Origin of the sequence: Vibrio gelatinilyticus (genome assembly GCF_022836845.1) — a bacterium.
Taxonomy (GTDB): domain Bacteria; phylum Pseudomonadota; class Gammaproteobacteria; order Enterobacterales; family Vibrionaceae; genus Vibrio; species Vibrio gelatinilyticus.
The window spans coordinates 269,980-290,304 of the sequence record NZ_JAJNNZ010000003.1; the positions used below are offsets into that span (position 1 = coordinate 269,980).

Annotated in this window: 13 protein-coding genes and 1 pseudogene; 6 read left to right on the forward strand and 8 right to left on the reverse strand. The window is 45.8% G+C overall.

Annotation, left to right across the window (positions count from 1 at the left end; all coding sequences use genetic code 11):
• The first annotated feature begins 15 nt into the window (after positions 1-15).
• The 3 genes from LNL84_RS05400 to LNL84_RS05410 all read left to right on the forward strand — a co-directional run bounded on the left by LNL84_RS05400 (position 16) and on the right by LNL84_RS05410 (position 3,581).
• Positions 16-510 carry a tetratricopeptide repeat protein gene (locus LNL84_RS05400; protein ID WP_244355707.1) on the forward strand — a complete coding sequence of 165 codons (495 nt, stop codon included), beginning with the start codon at positions 16-18 and terminating at the stop codon, positions 508-510.
• Between the two features lie 301 nt (positions 511-811).
• Complete coding sequence (locus tag LNL84_RS05405) at positions 812-2,251, forward strand: alpha/beta hydrolase domain-containing protein (protein ID WP_244355708.1); 1,440 nt, start codon at positions 812-814, stop codon at positions 2,249-2,251.
• A 328-nt stretch (positions 2,252-2,579) separates the two neighbouring features.
• A complete protein-coding gene (locus LNL84_RS05410; RefSeq protein WP_244355709.1) occupies positions 2,580-3,581 on the forward strand; it encodes a metal-dependent hydrolase in 1,002 nt (333 codons plus the stop codon).
• 431 nt (positions 3,582-4,012) lie between these two features.
• On the opposite strand, the pseudogene LNL84_RS05415 reads toward LNL84_RS05410, so the two are convergent.
• From LNL84_RS05415 to LNL84_RS05440, 6 genes and pseudogenes are all read right to left on the reverse strand, one after another.
• Positions 4,013-4,955: pseudogene (locus LNL84_RS05415) on the reverse strand (IS630 family transposase).
• A gap of 209 nt (positions 4,956-5,164) precedes the next feature.
• Complete coding sequence (locus LNL84_RS05420) at positions 5,165-5,446, reverse strand: hypothetical protein (protein WP_244355710.1); 282 nt, start codon at positions 5,444-5,446, stop codon at positions 5,165-5,167.
• A gap of 21 nt (positions 5,447-5,467) precedes the next feature.
• Complete coding sequence (locus LNL84_RS05425) at positions 5,468-8,563, reverse strand: PKD domain-containing protein (RefSeq protein WP_244355711.1); 3,096 nt, start codon at positions 8,561-8,563, stop codon at positions 5,468-5,470.
• Positions 8,564-8,875: 312 nt separating this feature from the next.
• Positions 8,876-11,740, reverse strand: coding sequence for an aminomethyl-transferring glycine dehydrogenase (gene gcvP / locus LNL84_RS05430; protein WP_244355712.1), 2,865 nt, complete (start codon positions 11,738-11,740; stop codon positions 8,876-8,878).
• A 228-nt stretch (positions 11,741-11,968) separates the two neighbouring features.
• Positions 11,969-12,349, reverse strand: coding sequence for a glycine cleavage system protein GcvH (gene gcvH / locus LNL84_RS05435; RefSeq protein ID WP_244355713.1), 381 nt, complete (start codon positions 12,347-12,349; stop codon positions 11,969-11,971).
• A 40-nt stretch (positions 12,350-12,389) separates the two neighbouring features.
• The gene (locus LNL84_RS05440) at positions 12,390-13,697 is read right to left on the reverse strand and encodes a serine hydroxymethyltransferase (RefSeq protein WP_244355714.1); all 1,308 of its coding nucleotides are present in this window, start codon (positions 13,695-13,697) and stop codon (positions 12,390-12,392) included.
• A gap of 327 nt (positions 13,698-14,024) precedes the next feature.
• On the opposite strand from LNL84_RS05440, the gene LNL84_RS05445 reads away from it, so the two are divergent.
• The 3 genes from LNL84_RS05445 to LNL84_RS05455 all read left to right on the forward strand — a co-directional run bounded on the left by LNL84_RS05445 (position 14,025) and on the right by LNL84_RS05455 (position 17,431).
• Entirely contained in the window at positions 14,025-14,648 is a 624-nt protein-coding gene (locus LNL84_RS05445; protein WP_244355715.1) for a helix-turn-helix domain-containing protein, read from the forward strand.
• A 339-nt stretch (positions 14,649-14,987) separates the two neighbouring features.
• Positions 14,988-16,121, forward strand: a complete 1,134-nt coding sequence (gene gcvT, locus LNL84_RS05450) for a glycine cleavage system aminomethyltransferase GcvT (protein WP_244355716.1) — start codon at positions 14,988-14,990, stop codon at positions 16,119-16,121.
• Between the two features lie 188 nt (positions 16,122-16,309).
• Positions 16,310-17,431, forward strand: a complete 1,122-nt coding sequence (locus LNL84_RS05455) for a S1 family peptidase (RefSeq protein WP_244355717.1) — start codon at positions 16,310-16,312, stop codon at positions 17,429-17,431.
• Positions 17,432-17,570: 139 nt separating this feature from the next.
• On the opposite strand, the gene fruA is transcribed toward LNL84_RS05455, so the two are convergent.
• Together fruA and pfkB are read right to left on the reverse strand one after the other, a co-directional pair.
• Positions 17,571-19,307, reverse strand: a complete 1,737-nt coding sequence (fruA, locus tag LNL84_RS05460; protein WP_244355718.1) for a PTS fructose transporter subunit IIBC — start codon at positions 19,305-19,307, stop codon at positions 17,571-17,573.
• Positions 19,308-19,364: 57 nt separating this feature from the next.
• Positions 19,365-20,315, reverse strand: a complete 951-nt coding sequence (pfkB, locus tag LNL84_RS05465) for a 1-phosphofructokinase (protein ID WP_244355719.1) — start codon at positions 20,313-20,315, stop codon at positions 19,365-19,367.
• Between the last annotated feature and the right edge of the window lie 10 nt (positions 20,316-20,325).

Sequence of the window (20,325 nt, forward strand, 5' to 3'; positions counted from 1 at the left end):
TGGAAGTGGCGACTTATGCTAAAGACATTAATGACTATTCTTGCACTGATTTTTATAACCAATGCGTATGCGAAGGGTTCTGGGTCAAGCTATTCAAATAGCCTAAATAAGCATCAGCGATTGTATAACCAGGGCGTTGAATTAATGTTGGACAAAGAGTTCAGAGAGGCTGAACGTAAATTTCGCGCTGCTCTTAAACGTGATAAGAACTGGGCCGAAGCACATAACAATCTAGCGTACACACTGCGAAAACAAGGCTCAGAGAATTATTCAACAGCGTTATTTCATTACAACAAAGCCATTGCATTGTCGCCGAGCCTGCCAGAGCCGTATATGTACCGAGGGGTACTTCATGTACAAATGGGAAATGAAAAGCTCGCCCAGCAGGACTTGAATACGCTGCGTCAGATGAGTTCACCGCTAGCCGATGAACTGGAGTATGTCATTCAACAGGGCAAAGAAAAATCTCCAGAGCAGTTTTTTGGAGTCAGTAGAAAGGCCGGGGAATAACCTATCGTCTATCCAGGCGATACCATTAGATGACGTTATTCAATCGATGAGTTACCAGCGTGTCTACTGAGATTAATTAATCTCTCGCGGGAACTCGTATCAGGCACAATACTCACTCATTTTTGTGTGAACGCTTGGAGTAAGAAATCTGGTTCAATCAGAATCATGAGGGATGCATATTCATTTATAGCACATCGGAGAACCAATGGTTCGGATGGGGAAAATAAACAATAACTCTACTAAACTTTATTGCGGACAATTGTGTCATTAACAAGACGCCTTCATACATAGGAGGGCTACGATGAAAACTATCAACCTGACGAAATTCGTTGTACGTTTGTGCTTTTTATTGACCGCTAACGCATTTGCAGCCTCACCGTTTTCTAATGTTGAAATGACGGAAACCTTGTTGGTCGATAAACCATACTACCAAGTGACCGCTAACTTCTCCGGCACTTTTATCCGAAATGATGGCACGCATGGTGCGTTTGCAGTACCAGTGACCGCTTTAATACCCAAAGGAAAATGTAACAACACAGCGATTATTGATGTCGTTAATAGTGTGTTATTTGAATTTCCCGAAACACCTTTAGGCTATACACCTCTCTACTTTGCAAAAATGTTCCTAGGTGATGACATTATCTCTGGTAGAAATAGCGACTCAGGATTTACTTACTATAGTGTTCAGTGGAACAAGAGCGTTCTAGACTACGAGCTCAACGGCGACTTGGAGCGAGCGACTGATGGGTACATTGTGTTACGAGAACTTTCCAAAGCTGTCCGACAACCAAAATTGGCAAATCGCCTGTCCCCAAAATCTGCTTGCAAAATCAAACATACGATTGGTTTTGGCTGGTCCCAATCTGGAAAATTACTTGCAGATATTTTGACAAGTGATTTAAACGGAAAAGAGGGTACCCCCATATTTGATGGACTGTTTTTGGGCGTAGCGGGTGGTATTTGCCGCTCACTTCAAGATACTCCCTTTCCTTGGGTTTATCACGATTGCGCAGAACCCCCTCAGCAACATGTCCCGACCGTCGCATTTAATACTCAAAGTGAGATAGAGCTGTCCTTTGGTAGTGGTGCGCTGCGAACGCCATCTGAGTTCTTGTCAGTTTATGACTATGCGGGATTAGCGCATATCGACGCGAACTTCCTTCCATTTGATACGATATTCGGACCTTTTGGTTTTACCTTTAAACAGAACCCAGTTTCTGTTGTACCTGCGGTACGAGCATCGTTCTGGAATTTATACTTGCAAGTCAAATTTGGTTTGCCACCCGCTAAAAGTCAATTGATGGAATCGTCTTTGTTTGGTTCAGACCCTGTTTCATTTTTGGATCTAAGAAATGATCCTAACCTTATGAGCTGGAGTGGCGGTGACGTCTACGCAATAGCGGAGGATGGTGATGGCAATGCACTAGGTGGAATTCGACTACCGCATATGACAACGACGCTCAATTCAAGTCTATTAGTTAATGTAGGAGCACCTCTGGGTCAGTATGGAGGGATTGACTATACCTATGCGGGAGGAGGAGGCATATTCTTCGCAAATGGGGGAACATTCGAAGCTTTTTCTTCTGAAGAGCTTGCACAACGTTACCCGAGTAAAGAGGATTACTTAAATAAAGTCCGCGGTGCAGTTATTCATTTGGTTCTTAGTCGTTATTTATTGATTGAGGATGGCGTGCCGATTGTAGAGGAGGCTAAGCTGGTTGAATTACCACACTGGAACTAGTTGTCTTAGTACATATATCAAGCACTAATACATACTTTTAATTCTACGAAAAGCGAGTCATTAGCGACTCGCTTTCAAGTTCAAATCATTTTTAACCTGAAAGGCTCCAGTTTAAAAGTATTCACCCCGAAGCAATAGCGTATTTAAAAGCTTGATGCCCCAGTAAAGTGTCTAGTAAAGGAAAGTTTGATTCAAAAAAAGCTAACACTTTAGTTCGCCAGAATGCGTCCATTCAAAGTTTCAACAATATCCTGCTGCTAAATTCGATTGAGTGCTGGAGCACAAGGTATTATATGTAAATTAGTCGCGAGCCAACAATGAGTTTATTATGGATCCATTAACGCAGGGGGTGCTGGGTGCCTCTTTGTCACAATCGGTGAGTAAAAAACAGCACTTAGTTATTGCTGGAGTATTGGGGTTGCTGGCCGGAATGGCGCCGGATTTGGATGTACTTATTCGCTCGCAAAGCGATCCCTTACTGTTTCTGGAATTCCATCGTCAGTTTACCCATTCACTTTTTTTCATCCCTATTGGTAGTGTATTGTGCGCTTTAGTTCTACATCCACTGATAGCAAAAAGGTGCGGCCTCTCGTTTAAACAAAGTTGGCTTTATTGTGCGCTTGGCTTTAGTACACATGCGTTATTAGATGCCTGCACGACCTATGGCACACAGTTATTTTGGCCATTAACCAATGAGCGTTATGCCTGGAATACCGTGTCTGTCATCGATCCTCTATTTACTCTTCCCATATTGCTACTGCTTGTATTTGCAACGCTAAAGAAAATCCCGTGGATGGCACGTATTGCCTTTCTTTGGGCACTGGTTTACCCAACGCTAGGGATGATACAAAGAGACAGAGCTGAAGCTGCAGGGTGGCAGTTAGCGCAAGAACGACAACATGAACCAACACAGCTGGTGGCTAAACCGAGTTTTGCTAATATCTTGGTTTGGAAAGTGGTGTACGAAACAGAGGATTCCTATTACGTTGATGCCGTGAGAGCAGGAACATCGATAAAAATCTATCCTGGGGAGTCTGTCGCTAAGTTAGATGTTGACAGAGATTTCCCATGGCTTGATCCAAACTCGCAACAAGCCATAGACATTGAACGCTTCCGCTGGTTTTCAAATGGCTTTCTAGCGAAACACCCATCGGATGAGATGAGTATCATCGATGTTCGATATTCGATCGTCCCAAATCAGCTTGACGCGCTATGGAGCATCAAGTTATCGCCGTTGGCTACTGCGGATACGCACGTTGAATACAATACCCATCGAAACAACACTCAGGCCTCCCGACAACTCTTATTTGACATGCTATTGGGCTTGTGACGAGCTTACAGGTGAAGAAACCAAAGGGATTTACGAGAGCAGCCAGATAAGTAAATTCAAACGGGAAGGGTGACATTAAAGACAGTGTTCCGATCCAAAACTTAACATGCACGCCTCAATGATAAGTTAAGTCTATAGCGGTGCCATTGAGGACACCGCATTAGCTGAATTGTTGCTTTTGCATGAGGCCAAGATAGTTATGTGTCATTATTTAAACATTTTAATATGGACGATACTTCTTGGGATAACCAGCGAGTGACTTTAGCGTCTCTTGCTGGCGTAGGATAGTAAATGCCAAAGCGTTTGAAGGGTAAATCGAGGGTTGGAACATCAACTTATGGTTTTTTAGAAAAATTGAGTAATGGCTACTGCAACAATTGGGTCAAGCAACCAAGGGGCTGCACAGCCACTTGATATACAGCTATACCCGTTCAACTTGAAGATGCAGGTTTCAAAACCTGAAAATTATCCGTAATTCTGGATACGAGTGAGCCTGCAACTTCTGGTAACGTTACCTTGAAAAAAACATTAATCGCGGTGGTAAATTCGGTCTTTGAAGAGAAATATATATTGTTCCTCGTATGCTCATTCATCACCAACTCTGACCGATGATAAGCTGCGCCATCAAGAACTAAGTGAACTTTTTGCTCTAACGGATAATGCTCTTTTTTCAGCTTCCAGAAGAAGTGGACGATACTCTTGCTGTTTATCGTGTCATACGTTTCTGTCACCGTCGCACCAATATTTTTAAGTGGTAACGCACCGATAATATTCAGACGAGTTCGACTGCCTGTTGTCTCAATCACTTTGTCTTGGCCTTTTCGTATCCAGCCATAACTGAGTTTTGTTGACTGCGTTGGATGAACTGCATCCATGAACAACACCGGGTCTTCGCTGTTTTTTAGTGTCTTGTTGTAGTGTTCAATAAAGGCTTGCTGTATCTGTGGATTAAACTTGTGTGGTACACCTTTGGGCTTCTTATAGGAGAAGCCGTGTTGATGGAGCCACTTGTTCATGCCTGCAACGGTGTATCGAATACCAAATTCAGCGTCTACATAAGCGACAATTTGGTGAGTGTGAAAATACGTCGTCTCAGTCAGGCGGGTGATCGATAAGTTGCTTGGTTTGCTCAGCAGAAAGTCGGCTTTGGCTACCACCATTCTCTGGGTTAAGTTTTTCACAAAGAACATAATCACTAAGATGACGTACGACAGTCGATTCATGGATGCGAAGGGCTTGAGAAATCATCACCTGACTCCACCCTTCAGAAGCAAGTAATACCGCTTTGATACGGTCACGCTCTCGACCATCGCGAGTGGAATCATGCATCTTTTCGAGTTGCTGTTTCTGTTGAGGAGTCAGTATCATTTTCATGGTGTGTGGCATGATCCCCATTGACGAAAAAATCAAGCACCTTCAATGATCACGGGTATAATGATAATGTGCAAGCCGGTATTGGCTACAACGCCAGTGATTTTAGTGATGACCTGACCGACTTAAGCTATAACAGTAAAGGCGTTTTTTTTAACCTCGTAGGTAAAATGTAACGCGTGTGTGCAAACTAAGTTTAGTGGTATTTTAGCTTATTGGTCGGGTGCGTTGCTCCATACGCTGCCATGATTTTTTAAGCCAAAACCAGCATCGTATCTGTCGCCACGTGCACCTATGGCGAATGCATTTCCGTCAGCACTGATAGCAACCCCAGCACCGTAGCGTTCATTGTCATTACTATCTTGAGGCAAGAAAGAAAACGTTAACTCCCATAGGCCAGAATCATTATCGCGTTGGTAGAAAAAGGCTTTGCTGCGATATAAGCCACTAATTTTATAATCGACGCTGCCTACCAACAAGCACCGCTGATGCAACAGGCATCATTATCTCATTAATTAATCTGGAGCATTGGACCAAACGCTACCGGCGTCTTCATTTACATTACCTGCATTGTATCTATGTCCTCGTGCACCAATAGCATAGGCGGCACCGTCTGAGCTAATAGCCACACCGGCGCCATAACGAGCATTGGAGTTGTTGATTTCACTTGGATCAGGCGAATGCTTGAATTTCATTTGCCACAAACCGTCGCCATTGTTGTATTCGAATAGATAGGCGCGCCCAATATCGTTACCCCCTACGGGGTTGAAGTCGACACTGCCGACAATGAGTTGCTCGCCATTAAACGAAGTATCAAGTGACAGCCCGAAGTAGGGTGTGTCGATACCACTGTCAGTGTCTTGCAATAGCTGTACAAAGTCCCATGAATCTAAATTATTGTATTTGTAAATTTCTAGTGAGCCATGTTCGGTAGAAAAGTTATCTGGTAGCGCTGCGCGATAAGAGGAAATAAAGACAATATTCCCATTAGCAGATATTTTAACTCTGGTGGCATAGCCAGAGTCTTCTTCTGGGTATGTTGGCGTGAAGGTTTGTTGTATTGTCCAAATGGTGTTATCGCCAAGGTCTCGGCTATAAAGGTAGGCCTTGCCAGTATCGGCATTCTCCACTTGATTAGCACCAACGAGTAGGTATCTAGCATCATTGGTAAATGAGATCGATGAGCCATAATTGTCATTGTCACCCGTGCCATCGCTAAGAGTGGTCTTGGGTAACCAACTATTTGAAGAAAGGTCGGAGCTATGAAAAACAGCTACTCTGCCTCTCGACAACACAAAAGAGTCGACGTTGTTTGAGACAGTGTTAGGAACGTAAATGCCGTCTGAATCTGTTACATAAGCATTGTTGTCAATAGTTTCAGACAAACCGATTTGTGTTAAAGATTCAGCGTCTACCCACGCAGCCGGGTCAGAGTCAAAAGTTCTAGCGTACCAGCCGGTAGAGTCATTGGAATATACAACATCCCAGTATATGCCATTTTGTTTGGCATAGAGACGAGTTTCAGGATCTAGTGTGAAGGTATCGCCTGATATGTGGCCAGTGTTTACGGGTGCATAGGTGCCATCGAAACCGGCTGGACCGACAATAACAACGGATTGAGCGCCATCATAAGTGGCAATGTAGGGCATCAAATTTGTGCTGACAGCGATATAATTTCCAGTCTCATTTACGGTCACAGAAGTGCCGAAACCATGGTCATATGCTGTTTCGTCTAAATCGGTTCTTTCAATGGTGTCCGCTAAACTCCAACTTCCACCAAGATTGTCATAGGTAAAAACCCGAACTCTATTTTGGTTTCGTTCCCCCACAACTAAAACATTGCCATCACCTGAAAGGCTTATGGCTAATTCATTACCATTCCACCCCCTATTTGGTGAGGTGTCAGCATCGCGGTTTTCGTTGTGAGAAATGGTGAATTCCTTATCGCTGTAGGCAAAAGGCATGGTTCGATCAAGGCGGCGGAAAATTTGTAAATTTTGATTTGGCTTAGTGATTTCTTCAAGTGTCGCCACGGCTGTGCCATCGGCAGCGACTGCTAATACTAAGCCGTCATCACTCATCTCAACGGCGCGCCCCAAGGCGATGGCAGAATCATCGTCAACCAACATAACAATGTTATTAAACGGATCTGTAGGGACGGGGTCTGTATTGTTCACTACCCAACCTGTCGGTAAGTCGTCAGGGCAGTATAGAGCAGAACTTAGAGCATCACCGAGACCGTCACCATCAATGTCTTCGTAGTAGGTGCTTTGTGCGGTAGCAGTATTGTCGAAGGGGCAGTCATCGGACGCATCATTAGTCCCATCATTATCGTCATCCAAATCGGTCAGATCTGGGTCGCCATCGCTATCAAAATCTCGACCCACCGTAAGGGTGAAGGTATCAGTAGCGGTATACAAATCTTCGTCTTTAATGGTTAGCTCAAAGGTGTAATCTTCATCACCTGCCACATCCGGAGCAGTAAACGACGGGCTGGCATTGGTGTTGGTACCGGAAATAATGGTCTGATTACCAGAGGTTTGTCTCCAGGCATAGGTGATGTTGCTGTTTTCGCCGTCAGGATCATTCACACTTGCCGCCAAGCTATAGGATTGATTCTCTGCCACTAGGCTGGCACTGGTAAAACTATCGATCGTAGGCGGGTCGATGCTAATGATTTCGACATCAAAAGTTTCGGTATTGGTAAAGTTATCTTCATCGGTGATGGTGAGTGAGAAGGTGTAGGTTTCATCATTGGCGACAGTTGGCGCAGTGAAGCTTAAATCCACTGCGCTAGAGTCGAAGCTTACAGCTTGAGAGCCTGCGGTTTTCGACCATGCATAGGTGATTGCGCTGTTGTCGCCATCTATGTCGTCAGCGATGCTGGTGGCTATGTATGCTTGGCCTTCATTAACACTGCTAGCACCGCTGATGCTCACGGTAGGGGCGTCGGTACTTTTTACCAAGACGCTGAAACTGTCACTAACCGAAAAGCCGTCTTCATCAGTGACCGTTAAACTGAAGGTATAGATTTCATCAATATTCAGTAGTGGTGTGGTAACGCTCAGATTACTGGTGCTGTTGTCAAAGGTGAGGTCCTGTGTGCCAGCGGTTTGGCTCCAGGCGTAGGTTAAATTGTTGTTGTCACCGTCAAGGTCATCGGCATTGGCGGTTAATGCATAAAGGCTATTCTCACCGGCTTCGCTCGCTCCAGTGAGGCTAATGCTGGGTGGTGTAGTACTTAGTATCAGCAGGGTAAAGGTGTCGTTGACTTCGGCGCCGCCGCTATCAGTTACCGTCAGAGAAAAGCTGTAGTTTTCGTCGACGCTATTATTAGGGGCGGTAAAGCTCAGATTAGCGCTGGTTTCATCAAAAGAAATGGTTTGAGACCCACCGGTTTGCTCCCATAGGTATTCCAGCTGGTTATTGTCGCCATCCGGATCATCTGCGCCAGAATTGAGCAGGAAGTCGTTCCCATTAACAATGCTTTGTTCACCAGTGAAGGAAATACTGGGAGCAATATTAGAGTTAACAGGTTCGGTATCACCACCACAGCCGGAGAGGATTACCAATAGGCCAAAAATGCAGCCATAGGATAAGATGGGGCTCATGCAATACCTCTAGAATAAATCGGTACCTATATCTAAGCATAAGTGTAGTTACTAGAAGATATTTAGCCTGAGTAAAGCGGATTTATGATGACATCATCACACAAAAGCAATGATATGTGACTCATAGTTTGTTCAATTATATAACTATTTAGTGTGTAGGGAATCGGGGTTTTACCAAGTTTTTGTATACACGTCAAGTTGATTACCCATAAATATCGAACCTTACGCGACATATCCACTTTTGTAACTCATAAATCAAAAAAGCGAACCACTAAGGCTCGCTTTTCAATTTCTAGAAGTTAACCAACTCCATTAATCCTCATAGTTCTCAATCGAAGGACAAGAGCAAATAAGGTTACGGTCACCGTACACATTATCGACGCGGTTTACTGTTGGCCAGTACTTCCAGGTCCTTTGATGCGTTGACGGGAAGCAGCCTAATTCGCGAGAGTATGGGCGATCCCATTCTTCTTTTGAAAGGTCAACTTGAGTGTGTGGTGCGTTCACTAGTGGGTTGTTGTCTAGTGGCCATACGCCGTCTTTCACTTGAGTCATTTCTTCGCGGATAGCGATCATTGCTTCGCAGAAACGGTCTAGCTCTTCTAGATCTTCAGATTCAGTAGGCTCAACCATCAATGTGCCCGCTACAGGGAACGACATGGTTGGTGCGTGGAAGCCGTAGTCCATTAGACGCTTAGCGATGTCTTCTTCGCTGATGCCTGTTTCTTCTTTCAGCGGACGAATATCGATAATACATTCGTGTGCTACGCGGCCGTTGGTGCCACGGTAAAGAACAGGGTAGTGCGGAAGTAGACGTTCCATTACGTAGTTCGCGTTTAGGATAGCGACTTTGGTTGCATCCGTTAGGCCAGCTTCACCCATCATCGCGATGTATGCCCACGAGATTGGTAGGATTGAAGCACTGCCAAGGTCTGCAGCAGAAACAGCGTAATCTTCGCCTTCAACACCGTTTTCGATGTGACCCGGTAGGAATGGTGCTAGGTGTGATTTAACACCGATAGGACCCATGCCAGGGCCGCCCCCACCGTGCGGGATACAGAAGGTTTTGTGTAGGTTAAGGTGCGATACGTCAGAACCAATGAAGCCTGGGTTGGTTAGACCAACTTGAGCGTTCATGTTTGCACCATCTAGGTAAACCTGACCGCCCGCTTCGTGAACCATTTCGCATACTTCTTTCACGTGCTCTTCGTATACGCCGTGCGTAGAAGGGTAGGTGATCATGATGCTTGATAGGTTGTCACGATGCTTCTCGATCTTCGCTGCTAGGTCATCAGTATCGATGTTGCCGTTGTCGTCACACTTAACCACAACCACTTTCATTGACACCATAGACGCCGTTGCAGGGTTAGTACCGTGCGCAGAGCTTGGGATCAGACACACGTTACGGTGACCTTCACCACGGCTCTCGTGGTAGCGCTGGATTGCGATTAGACCTGCGTACTCACCCGATGCGCCTGAGTTAGGCTGAAGTGAGAACTCATCGTAGCCTGTGATTTCACATAGCTTCTTCTTAAGGTCATCCGCTAGGGCTGTGTAGCCTGCTGCTTGATCAAGTGGTGCGAATGGGTGGATAGAACCAAATTCTGGCCACGTTACAGGGATCATCTCTGCGGCTGCGTTTAGCTTCATGGTGCAGCTGCCTAGTGGGATCATACCGTGCGTTAGTGAGAAGTCTTTGTTCTCTAGCTGTTTTAGGTAACGCATCATCTGTGTTTCACTGTGGTGAGTGTTAAACACAGGGTGAGTTAGGTAGCGAGAGGTACGACGGCAGTTTTCAGGAATCGCTGCAAACTCGTTGTCAGCAATTTCTGTAGATAGTGTCTCAACGCTTTCTTTTACTTCAAACACAGCAAATAGAACGTTGATGTCTTCGATAGTAGTGGTTTCATCGAAGCTGATACCAATTTGGCCTTCTAGCTGACGAAGGTTGATGTCAGACGCTAGCGCTTTTTGGACTAGCTTATCTGTGTTGTCACCAGTATTAACAGTGATGGTATCGAAGAAGCTGTTGTGAGCTAGTTCATAGCCAGCTTTCGTTAGACCAGCTGCTAGAATTGCCGTCATGTGGTGTGTACGGCGAGCGATAGTCTTAAGACCTTGTTCACCGTGGTAGACCGCGTAGAACGCCGCCATGTTGGCTAGCAGTGCTTGCGCAGTACAAATGTTTGATGTCGCTTTCTCGCGGCGGATGTGCTGTTCACGCGTCTGCATCGCCATGCGCAGCGCTTGGTTACCGTTGGTATCGATAGACACACCGATAACACGACCAGGCATAGTACGCTTATGCTTGTCTTTGGTTGCCATGAACGCCGCGTGTGGACCACCGTAGCCCATTGGTACGCCAAAACGTTGAGCAGAGCCAATAACCACGTCTGCGCCCATTTCTCCTGCAGGTTTTAGCAGGGCAGAAGCAAGCAAGTCTGTTGCCACAGTCACCAGCGTTTTGTTTGCTTGCGCTTTGGTAATGATGTCCGTTAGGTCTCGTACTTCGCCTGTTGTGCCTGGGTATTGTACCAGTGCGCCAAATACGTCTTGCTCAGGCAGTGACTCTAGTGAACCTACTTGAACGTCAAAGCCGATAAACTCGGCACGAGTTTTAACAACTTCAAGTGTTTGCGGATGAACATCGTCAGCTACAAAGAAGACTTTGCTCTTGCTTTTACCGGCACGTTTACACAGCGTCATCGCTTCTGCTGCTGCCGTTGCTTCGTCTAGTAGAGAGGCGTTAGCGATTTCCATGCCTGTTAGGTCCATGACCATTTGCTGGTAATTTAGCAGCGCTTCTAAACGGCCTTGAGAGATTTCAGGCTGATAAGGCGTGTAGGCTGTGTACCAACCTGGATTTTCCAAAACGTTTCGCAGAATCACATTTGGAGTGAAGGTGTTGTAGTAACCCTGACCGATGAATGTGCGTTTTATTTGGTTCAAATCCGCAAACTTTCTCATTTCAGTTAGCATGTCGGTTTCGCTCATTGGAGCGTCTAACGTCATTGGGCTTTCAAGGCGGATTTGTGCTGGGACGGTTTCGTCGATGAGCGTATCAAGGTTCAGTACGTTGATCGCATCCAGCATTTTCTGTTGGTCAGATTTGTTTGGCCCATTGTGGCGCGCAACAAATTCATTTTGTGTGCTTAGGCTTTGAAGTAATTCAGTCATGGTTCCTTTACCTTCTCAAAGATCTTCTGCGAGATCTTTAAAATCGTTGCTCGAATTTTTAACGTCATTCCTACTTTTTAAGTCATTCCTGCGCAGGCAGGAATCTCCTAAAAGTATGTGCCCAACTAAAATAAGATCCCTGCCTACGCAGGGATGACGACGCTTTTTACTGATGCGTCGATTGACGTTAGGCGACACTAAAACAGACGAGCAACGCCTGTATGTTGCTTATTCGTCTTCGATAGACGCTAGGTAGTCTTCTGCGCTCTTGAGGTTGTTTAGCTCAGATGCGTCAGACATTTTTACTTTAACAATCCAGCCGCCTTCATAAGACTCTTCGTTGATAAGCTCTGGGCTGTCTTCTAGCTCTTCGTTGATTTCAATGATCTCACCAGTTACTGGTGCATAAATATCAGACGCTGCTTTTACAGATTCAACAAGAGAGAAGCTTTCACCGGCCTCGATTTCATCTTCAACTTCAGGTAAGTCGACAAAAACCACGTCGCCTAGCAGTTCCTGAGCGTGCTCTGAAATACCGATAGTGACAGTACCATCGCCATTGTCACGTACCCATTCGTGGCTTTCAGAAAACTTCAAAGTGTTATCCATTGTTATATCTCCAGAATATTCTTTACGGATGATTTAAGTTTTATTGGTAAAGTGGGAAGCGAGCACATAGTGCCTTCACTTCTTTGCGAACGCGTTGCTCAACGTCTGGATTGCCCTCAGGGTTATTAACCAGGCTGTCTAGAACATCGCCAATCCACTCACCGATGAGTTTGAATTCTTCAGCGCCAAAACCACGAGTGGTTCCGGCTGGCGTCCCTAAGCGAATACCAGAAGTAATCATAGGTTTTTCTGTATCGAATGGTATGCCATTTTTATTACATGTGATCCCCGCACGCTCAAGTGCTTCTTCCGCCTTATTGCCTTTGAGCCCTTTTGGACGCAAGTCAACCAGCATCAGGTGGGTATCTGTGCCTCCTGTGACGATGTCACAACCGCGAGATTGCAGTACTTCTGCTAAGACTTTAGCGTTGTTAATCACATTATCGATGTAGTTGCTAAATTGAGGACCAAGAGCCTCACCGAACGACACGGCTTTAGCCGCAATCACATGCATTAAAGGGCCACCTTGCAGACCAGGGAACACTGCAGAGTTGATCTTTTTGATGATGTCTTCGTGATTTGTGAGGATCATGCCGCCACGAGGGCCGCGCAGTGTTTTATGCGTTGTTGTCGTCACTACGTGTGCATGTGGCAGTGGGCTAGGGTGAGCGCCTGTCGCAATCAGACCTGCGATGTGCGCCATGTCTACCATCAGGATAGCGCCGACTTCGTCTGCGATTTCACGGAATTTAGCAAAATCGATAACGCGCGGAATCGCACTACCGCCTGCAATGATCATTTTAGGCTTATGCTCTACAGCCATTGCGCGTACGTCGTCGTAATTGATTTCTAATGTGTTTTTATCAACACCGTATTGCACCGCGTTAAACCATTTGCCAGATAGGGCTGGGCGAGCGCCGTGGGTTAGGTGGCCGCCAGCATCAAGCGACATACCCATAATCGTGTCACCAGGTTGCAGAAGAGCAAGCTTAACTGCGCCATTCGCTTGTGCGCCAGAGTGTGGTTGAACGTTTGCGTATTCACACTTAAAAAGAGACTTAGCGCGTTCGATAGCGATAGCTTCAACAGTATCGACATGTTCGCAACCGCCGTAGTAACGACGGTTTGGATAACCTTCTGCGTATTTGTTTGTCAGGCAAGTACCTTGCGCTTGCATCACCGCTTTAGAAACGATGTTTTCAGAAGCGATCAGTTCGATTTGTTCGTTTTGGCGAATAAATTCAGCTTGAATGCCGGTAAAAACGGCATCATCAGTCGCAGAAAGATTAGTAGAGAAGAAGCTCTCTAGGCTAGAGGATTGAAAACTTTTAGGGTATTGAGCGTTCATGGCAGATGACCTTCTATTGCAGCAATTAGCATTATTATGGTTATTTAACTAATTGAATTTAATTATCGGCTGTACGAGAGCTAGGGGCTTTAATATCGACAGCATGAGCGAGCCCGGCAAGCAGGACAAAAACATCTCTTCATCTAACAAGCCGATAACATACTCTGGGATGCAACAACAATCAATGAAAAATTTCCTATAGGAAACACAGTTTCCATTTTTGCTAGCTAGAACACGCTTTATTTTTATCGGTGTACTTTAATCATTAAGTCGCTTCATGCAACAATGATATGAGAAACGGGAATTCATGAAATTGAGAAGGATTGTATGTCAGAAGACATCTATGATGAGTATCCATCGTTAACCCTAGCAAAAGAGTCTGGGGATGAGCGTATTGAGCCGCTAAAGCTCGGTGAACGAATAAAGGAAATACGCTCTAAATTGGGCATTACGCTTGAAGAAGCAAGCCAGCGCACCGGCCTTGCTCGTTCGACCTTAAGTAAAATTGAGAATGAGCAGATTTCACCAACCTTCCAGGCCATGCAGAAACTTGCCCTCGGCCTGCACATCGATATGCCACAACTCTTTGAACCACCAAAGAAAAAGGTCGCAACTGGTCGCAGAGACTCCACCAAAAAAGGCGAAGGGAAACCTCACCCAACGCCAACCTACGAACATGAGCTTCTCGCGACACAGCTTTCTAATAAAAAGATGATGCCATTTAAGAGCACGGTTCGCGCCAGAGCATTTGAAGAATACGGTGATTGGGTTAGGCATGATGGAGAGGAGTTTCTTCTCATTCTTTCTGGCGAAGTTATGTTCTATTCTGAGTTCTATGAACCGATGAAAATGACCGAAGGGGACAGCGTGTATTACGATGCGAATATGGGACATATGCTGATCTCTACCAGTGCGGAAGATGCCCATATTTTATGGGTGACTGCCAAATAAAAGCAGAAAAGTTAAGTTTCTTATAATAAAGGCAAACGTTTGCTTGTGTGGCTAAAAGTCACAAAAAGGCGCAGAATTGAGGCTAATTGGCTTTGAACTGTGCCTTTCTTTTGCCCTCAAAGATGTAGCGACCATGTTAAAGCTCACATTTTTTCATGTTCTCAGCTTGTTAAAAACCCAAAAACAGCGCATTCTTGTCCACTATTGGAAACAAGGTTTCTTGATTGGCCTTAACGTAACCTTTCTATCGATTCGTATTGTGGCCATTTACTGCTACTTACGTTGACAATACAAACTATAAAAAATGAACGAGCTGGGTCGAGCTCAATGGAGATAACGATGACGCAAGATAATCTTACTCAAGACCTACTAAAAACCCCTCTTCACGGTCTTCATATTGACGTTGGCGCTAAGATGGTGCCATTTGCTGGTTATGACATGCCTGTACAATATCCTTTGGGCGTCAAAAAAGAGCACCTTCACACACGTGATTCAGCGGGTCTTTTCGATGTGTCACACATGGGGCAGGTTCGTTTGTACGGCGATAAAGCTGCACAGCTTCTTGAGTCATTGGTTCCTGTCGATATTATCGATTTACCGGTTGGTAAGCAGCGCTACGCATTTTTTACCAATGAGAAAGGCGGAATCATGGATGATCTGATGGTGGCGAATCTAGGCGATCATCTGTTTGTTGTCGTTAACGCTGCATGTAAAGAGCAAGACATCGCTCATCTACAGGCTCATTTAGTTGATGGTGTGGAGCTAGAAGTTCTTGATGATCGCGCTCTAATCGCGCTGCAAGGCCCAAAAGCTGCGGCTGTATTGGCTCGTTTCGCTCCGCAAGTCGCAGATATGGTATTCATGGATGTCGTTCAAATTGAACTGTTAGGCAGCAACTGCATCGTTTCGCGTAGTGGTTACACTGGTGAAGATGGTTACGAGATCTCGGTGCCTGCTGATAAAGCGGAAGAGCTTGCTCGTACATTAACTGCTGAAGATGAAGTTGAGTGGATTGGCCTTGGAGCTCGTGACTCTTTGCGTCTTGAATGTGGTTTATGTCTGTATGGACACGATCTGGACACAACCACAACACCTGTCGAAGCAAGTCTTCTTTGGGGCATCCAAAAAGTACGTCGAACTGATGGTGAGAGAGCAGGTGGCTTCCCGGGTGCAGACATCATCCTAAAACAAATTGAAACTAAAGACGTGGCACGTAAACGTGTAGGTCTTGTTGGTCAAACCAAAGCGCCAGTTCGTGAAGGCGCGAAACTGTTTGATGCTGACGACAACGAGATTGGTATGGTAACTAGCGGTACTGCTGGCCCAACTGCGGGTAAGCCAGTCTCTATGGCGTACGTGAAAACTGAGTTTTCTGCTCTGGGAACAGAAGTATTCGCGGATGTTCGTGGTAAGAAACTAGCGATGACGGTTGAGAAAATACCGTTTGTGCCGCAACGCTATTATCGTGGTTAGTTATTTGCGAATTAAAAACACCGCCTATAGGCGGTGTTTTTATTTGTAAATGAGCCAGTTAAATGAATACAGTGATTCTCTCCCTAGAATTTATGGGCAATCCAAAGCCGCGCTAGACAATATTGATACTCGCGTTCACTATACTAATAATATATTAAGCCATATAGTCTCAAACTAAGGAGCTGAGATTGCAGTATCGAATCTCACCAAAACAACTCGCTACGGTTATCGCTGTGATTTTATCATGCGGTATGACTTTGCCATCGGTGGCTAGCGATACAGAAAAGTCCATTGAGGTCTCTCCATACATTGTCAATGGTGAGGATGCGCTCGTTGATGATTTTCCTTCATTTGTCAGCCTATTTGTGGATTCTATCGAAATTGACGGGATCTATTATCCTTCTTCCTATTGTGGTGGAACCCTACTCGACTCGGAGCATGTGCTGACGGCGGCGCATTGTTTGTATGGAAGTGTGGTTAATCAGTTATTTACCGTAGTTGTTCCTAAGCTACAGGATGAAAATGATTATCCTTATGGTAGCGTTGAACAAATCCGAATCTCGGCAGTGTATTATCCAGATAACTATGTCGATTCTACCTCACGGCTTTTACCCAACGACATCGCAATTCTAAAACTAGAGCAAGCGATTTCTGTTGCTAATTATATAACGATTCCGACAAATGAGAGCTATCGGACAGCGAGCGAGCTATTTCAGGCCGTTGGACACGGAAATACTGCAACGAATACATCGAGTACAAGTCAATTGCAAATGGCCACCTTAACTTGGGTGGATAATCAAACCTGTGCGAGTAATTTTACCGGCGGCTCAAACCTGACAGAAAAGCAAATTTGCTTCACTGGCGATTACAGCAACGCTACTGGCCTTAAGGCCGGAACTTGCCAGGGTGATTCCGGCGGTCCGGTTTACTGGAGTGAAAACGGAACGCAAGTGCAAGTTGGCATCACCAGCTTTGGACCGGCATTATGTGGTGATCCAGGATCAAAGGTGACAGCCGTCTATACAGAAATCACAGATCATCGCAATTGGATTAACTCAGTACTGAGTGGTGCCGAACAACCAAAGAGGACGTCGGATGATAGTGTCCGGCGCGGATACATCGATATTTATGGATCTATAATCAACGATGTGGGCGGAATTGAAGTACCAAGCACGCCAAAAACGGGCGGAGGTGGTGGTGGCGGTATTAGTTACTATGTCGGGTTATGGCTGGCGCTGATTGTTGCGTTGCGTTCGGCAGTCTTGTTGCCTAATTGGCGCTCATGGCGAGCTAAAGTGTGGCGATCTTAGAGTGGAAAAAAGCGATTTCCCGATATGATTAAACGAGCCGTAGGCTCGTTTTTTGTTGCATTTAGGTGTAAATCGATGACAAAAAAGGCGCTACCGAGGTAGCGCCATTATGCCAATACTGGGGGAGTGGGGCATAGAGTTAAGCTGTTGCCACTTGTTTAGCTTCTTCACGACGCTTTAGGAACGCGTAGGTAAAGCCTGTTACAGCTGTACCTGCAGCAATCGCAACTAAATACATCAGTACTGGTGAGATAGCACCTGGGATCAGAAGAACAAACAGGCCACCGTGTGGAGCCATCAATTTCGCACCGATCAGCATAGACAGAGCACCCGTTAGCGCACCACCGATCATGCATGATGGGATAACACGCATTGGATCTTTCGCGGCGAAAGGAATCGCACCTTCAGAGATAAAGCACATACCCAGCACGAATGATGCTTTACCCGCTTCGCGTTCACCCGCTTCAAACTTATCCTTAGCAAGGAATGTCGCTAGGCCCATACCTAGCGCAGGAACCATACCCGCCGCCATGATAGCCGCCATTGGCGCGTAAGTTTGTGATGCCAGCAGACCAACACCAAATGTGTATGCCGCTTTGTTTACAGGACCACCAAGGTCGAAACACATCATCGCACCAAGAATAATACCTAAAAGCACTGCGTTCGCGCTTCCCATGTTGTTTAGGAAGTCGGTCATTGCAGCCATGATACCGGCTACAGGACCACCAACAATGTAAATCATCACAAGCCCAGTGAATAAGCTGGCAATAAACGGAATGATTAAAATCGGCTTAAGTGCTTCCATTGATTGAGGCAGAGATACCTTATCGGCGATCAATTTGGCTGAGTATCCCGCAATGAATCCTGCGGCGATACCGCCAAGAAAACCCGCACCAGTTGAACTTGCTAACATACCGCCGATTAGGCCCGGAGCCAGACCAGGACGATCAGCAATCGAGAAGGCAATAAAGCCTGCTAACACCGGAATCATCAGAGCAAATGCACTACCGCCACCGATGGTCATAAGAGCGGCCGCTAGTGTGCCTTCTTCTTTAAACGCTTCGATACCGAATACGAACGACAGAGCGATGATTAAACCGCCGGCTACAACCACTGGCAACATGTGGGATACGCCAGTCATTAAGTGTTTGTAGACACCTTTCTTTTCGTCTGTTGCAGCAGTGTGGTTATTGCCGCCCACATGCGAATAGGTTGTTGCTGATGAGAACGCATTGTTGATCTCTTGCTCGGTCTTTTTAAGGGCAAGGCCAGTACTTGTTTTGTACATTAGCTTACCGTTAAAACGATCAAGAGGTACTTCGATATCGGCTGCAATGATGACCAAATCAGCGTCTGCAATTTCTTGAGATGTTAGTTGGTTTTTAGCACCTACAGAACCACGAGTTTCCACTTTAATCGCGTGGCCCATACGCTTACCGTGCTCTTCCAATGCTTCAGCCGCCATGAAGGTGTGCGCTACACCAGTAGGACATGCGGTAATTGCCACAATCTTCTTCGCGCCGCCTGTTTGTTCAGTTGCAACCGGAGCAACCGATGTGCCCTCCGATAGTTCTACCGCATTTTCGATTGCGTTAGCTAGGAACGCTTTAGGATCGCTAGTGCACTCAGGAATGCTCGCTTGATAGACCTTTTTACCGACTAGGCGTTGGGTATCAACAGGGACATTAGCCGCAACAATGATAACGTCAGATTCTGCAATCTGAAGATCTGTCAGTGTCCGTGTTTCAACCACACTAGAATGACACTCAATGGTTGCGTCATGTCCAAGTGCTTTTGCCGCTTGATCGAGCAATCCGGCTGCGATGATGCTATTTGCTACCCCACTAGGGCAGGCTGTAATAATTGAGATTTTCATAGGTTCGACCTTCGTGTCTATTTATGCCACATCAACATTGAATCAAAGTTTCAATATCTAGCGGCTAAGCTCTTGTAACTGTATTTGTTTTTGTAGGGAGATAACTTCATCTTTGCTCGGTACACCAACACCAACCTGACTTACCGCCAGAGCTGAAAGTGCCGTCGCAAATGAGAGTAATTCTTCTTTCGGTAGTGATTGCATGTGGCCCCAACAAAGCCCTGCAACCAGAGTGTCGCCCGCACCCACGGTGCTAACGACGTTCATTCTTGGCGGTTTTGCTTGTAACCATTGCTTGTTTTCAAGCCACAAAACACCATCGGCGCCCATCGAAACGACGATATTTGCAATGCCCTTGTCTGAGAGTGTTTCTGCCGCTTCCAAGCATTGCTGCTGAGTGGTTAGTTGGCGGCCGACAAACTGACCTAGCTCTTCATCATTTGGCTTAATGAGCCATGGCTGTGAGTCCAGTCCTTTTGCCAAGGCATCGCGACTGCTATCAAATAGGACTCGTTTGCCATTTTGTTGCAGATATTCAATCCACTTAGCGCACTGCTCTGTGGTGATACCGCGGGGAAGACTACCGGCAAAGACAAAGTAATCGTGCGATTGCATGAGGGTACTGAGTTCACGATCAAATAGACGAATCGCCTCAGCGTTTACTTCCACACCAGGGAAGTTAATGTCGCTCACCGCACCGCTTTCTTCTACCAATTTCACGTTGATACGAGTGGAGCCTGAGACTCGAATAAAATGGTCTTTGGCACCCATCTGCTCGAATAGTTGGCAGAACAATTCTTGGTTATCGCTGCCCAGAAAGCCAGTCACAGTAACGTCGGCACCTAAATCGCTAAGCACTTTGGCTACGTTGACGCCTTTACCCGCAGCGTGCAGAGAACCTTGATTAACCAGACTGACTGAGCCTGTGTTTAAGGTTTCTAAGCTACCCGTTAAATCGAGAGCCGGATTAAGAGTGATGGTTACCACTTTATTAGTTTGTGCTGTCATAACGAGCTCC

Bases quoted from the DNA above. Each gene is read 5' to 3' on its own strand.
- LNL84_RS05405 (WP_244355708.1), top strand. From the start codon at position 812: ATGAAAACTATCAACCTGACGAAATTCGTTGTACGTTTGTGCTTTTTA.
- LNL84_RS05440 (WP_244355714.1), bottom strand. From the start codon at position 13,697: ATGAACGCTCAATACCCTAAAAGTTTTCAATCCTCTAGCCTAGAGAGC.
- gcvP (WP_244355712.1), bottom strand. From the start codon at position 11,740: ATGACTGAATTACTTCAAAGCCTAAGCACACAAAATGAATTTGTTGCG.
- gcvT (WP_244355716.1), top strand. From the start codon at position 14,988: ATGACGCAAGATAATCTTACTCAAGACCTACTAAAAACCCCTCTTCAC.
- pfkB (WP_244355719.1), bottom strand. From the start codon at position 20,315: ATGACAGCACAAACTAATAAAGTGGTAACCATCACTCTTAATCCGGCT.
- LNL84_RS05410 (WP_244355709.1), top strand. From the start codon at position 2,580: ATGGATCCATTAACGCAGGGGGTGCTGGGTGCCTCTTTGTCACAATCG.
- fruA (WP_244355718.1), bottom strand. From the start codon at position 19,307: ATGAAAATCTCAATTATTACAGCCTGCCCTAGTGGGGTAGCAAATAGC.
- gcvH (WP_244355713.1), bottom strand. From the start codon at position 12,349: ATGGATAACACTTTGAAGTTTTCTGAAAGCCACGAATGGGTACGTGAC.
- LNL84_RS05425 (WP_244355711.1), bottom strand. From the start codon at position 8,563: ATGAGCCCCATCTTATCCTATGGCTGCATTTTTGGCCTATTGGTAATC.
- LNL84_RS05445 (WP_244355715.1), top strand. From the start codon at position 14,025: ATGTCAGAAGACATCTATGATGAGTATCCATCGTTAACCCTAGCAAAA.
- LNL84_RS05400 (WP_244355707.1), top strand. From the start codon at position 16: ATGCTAAAGACATTAATGACTATTCTTGCACTGATTTTTATAACCAAT.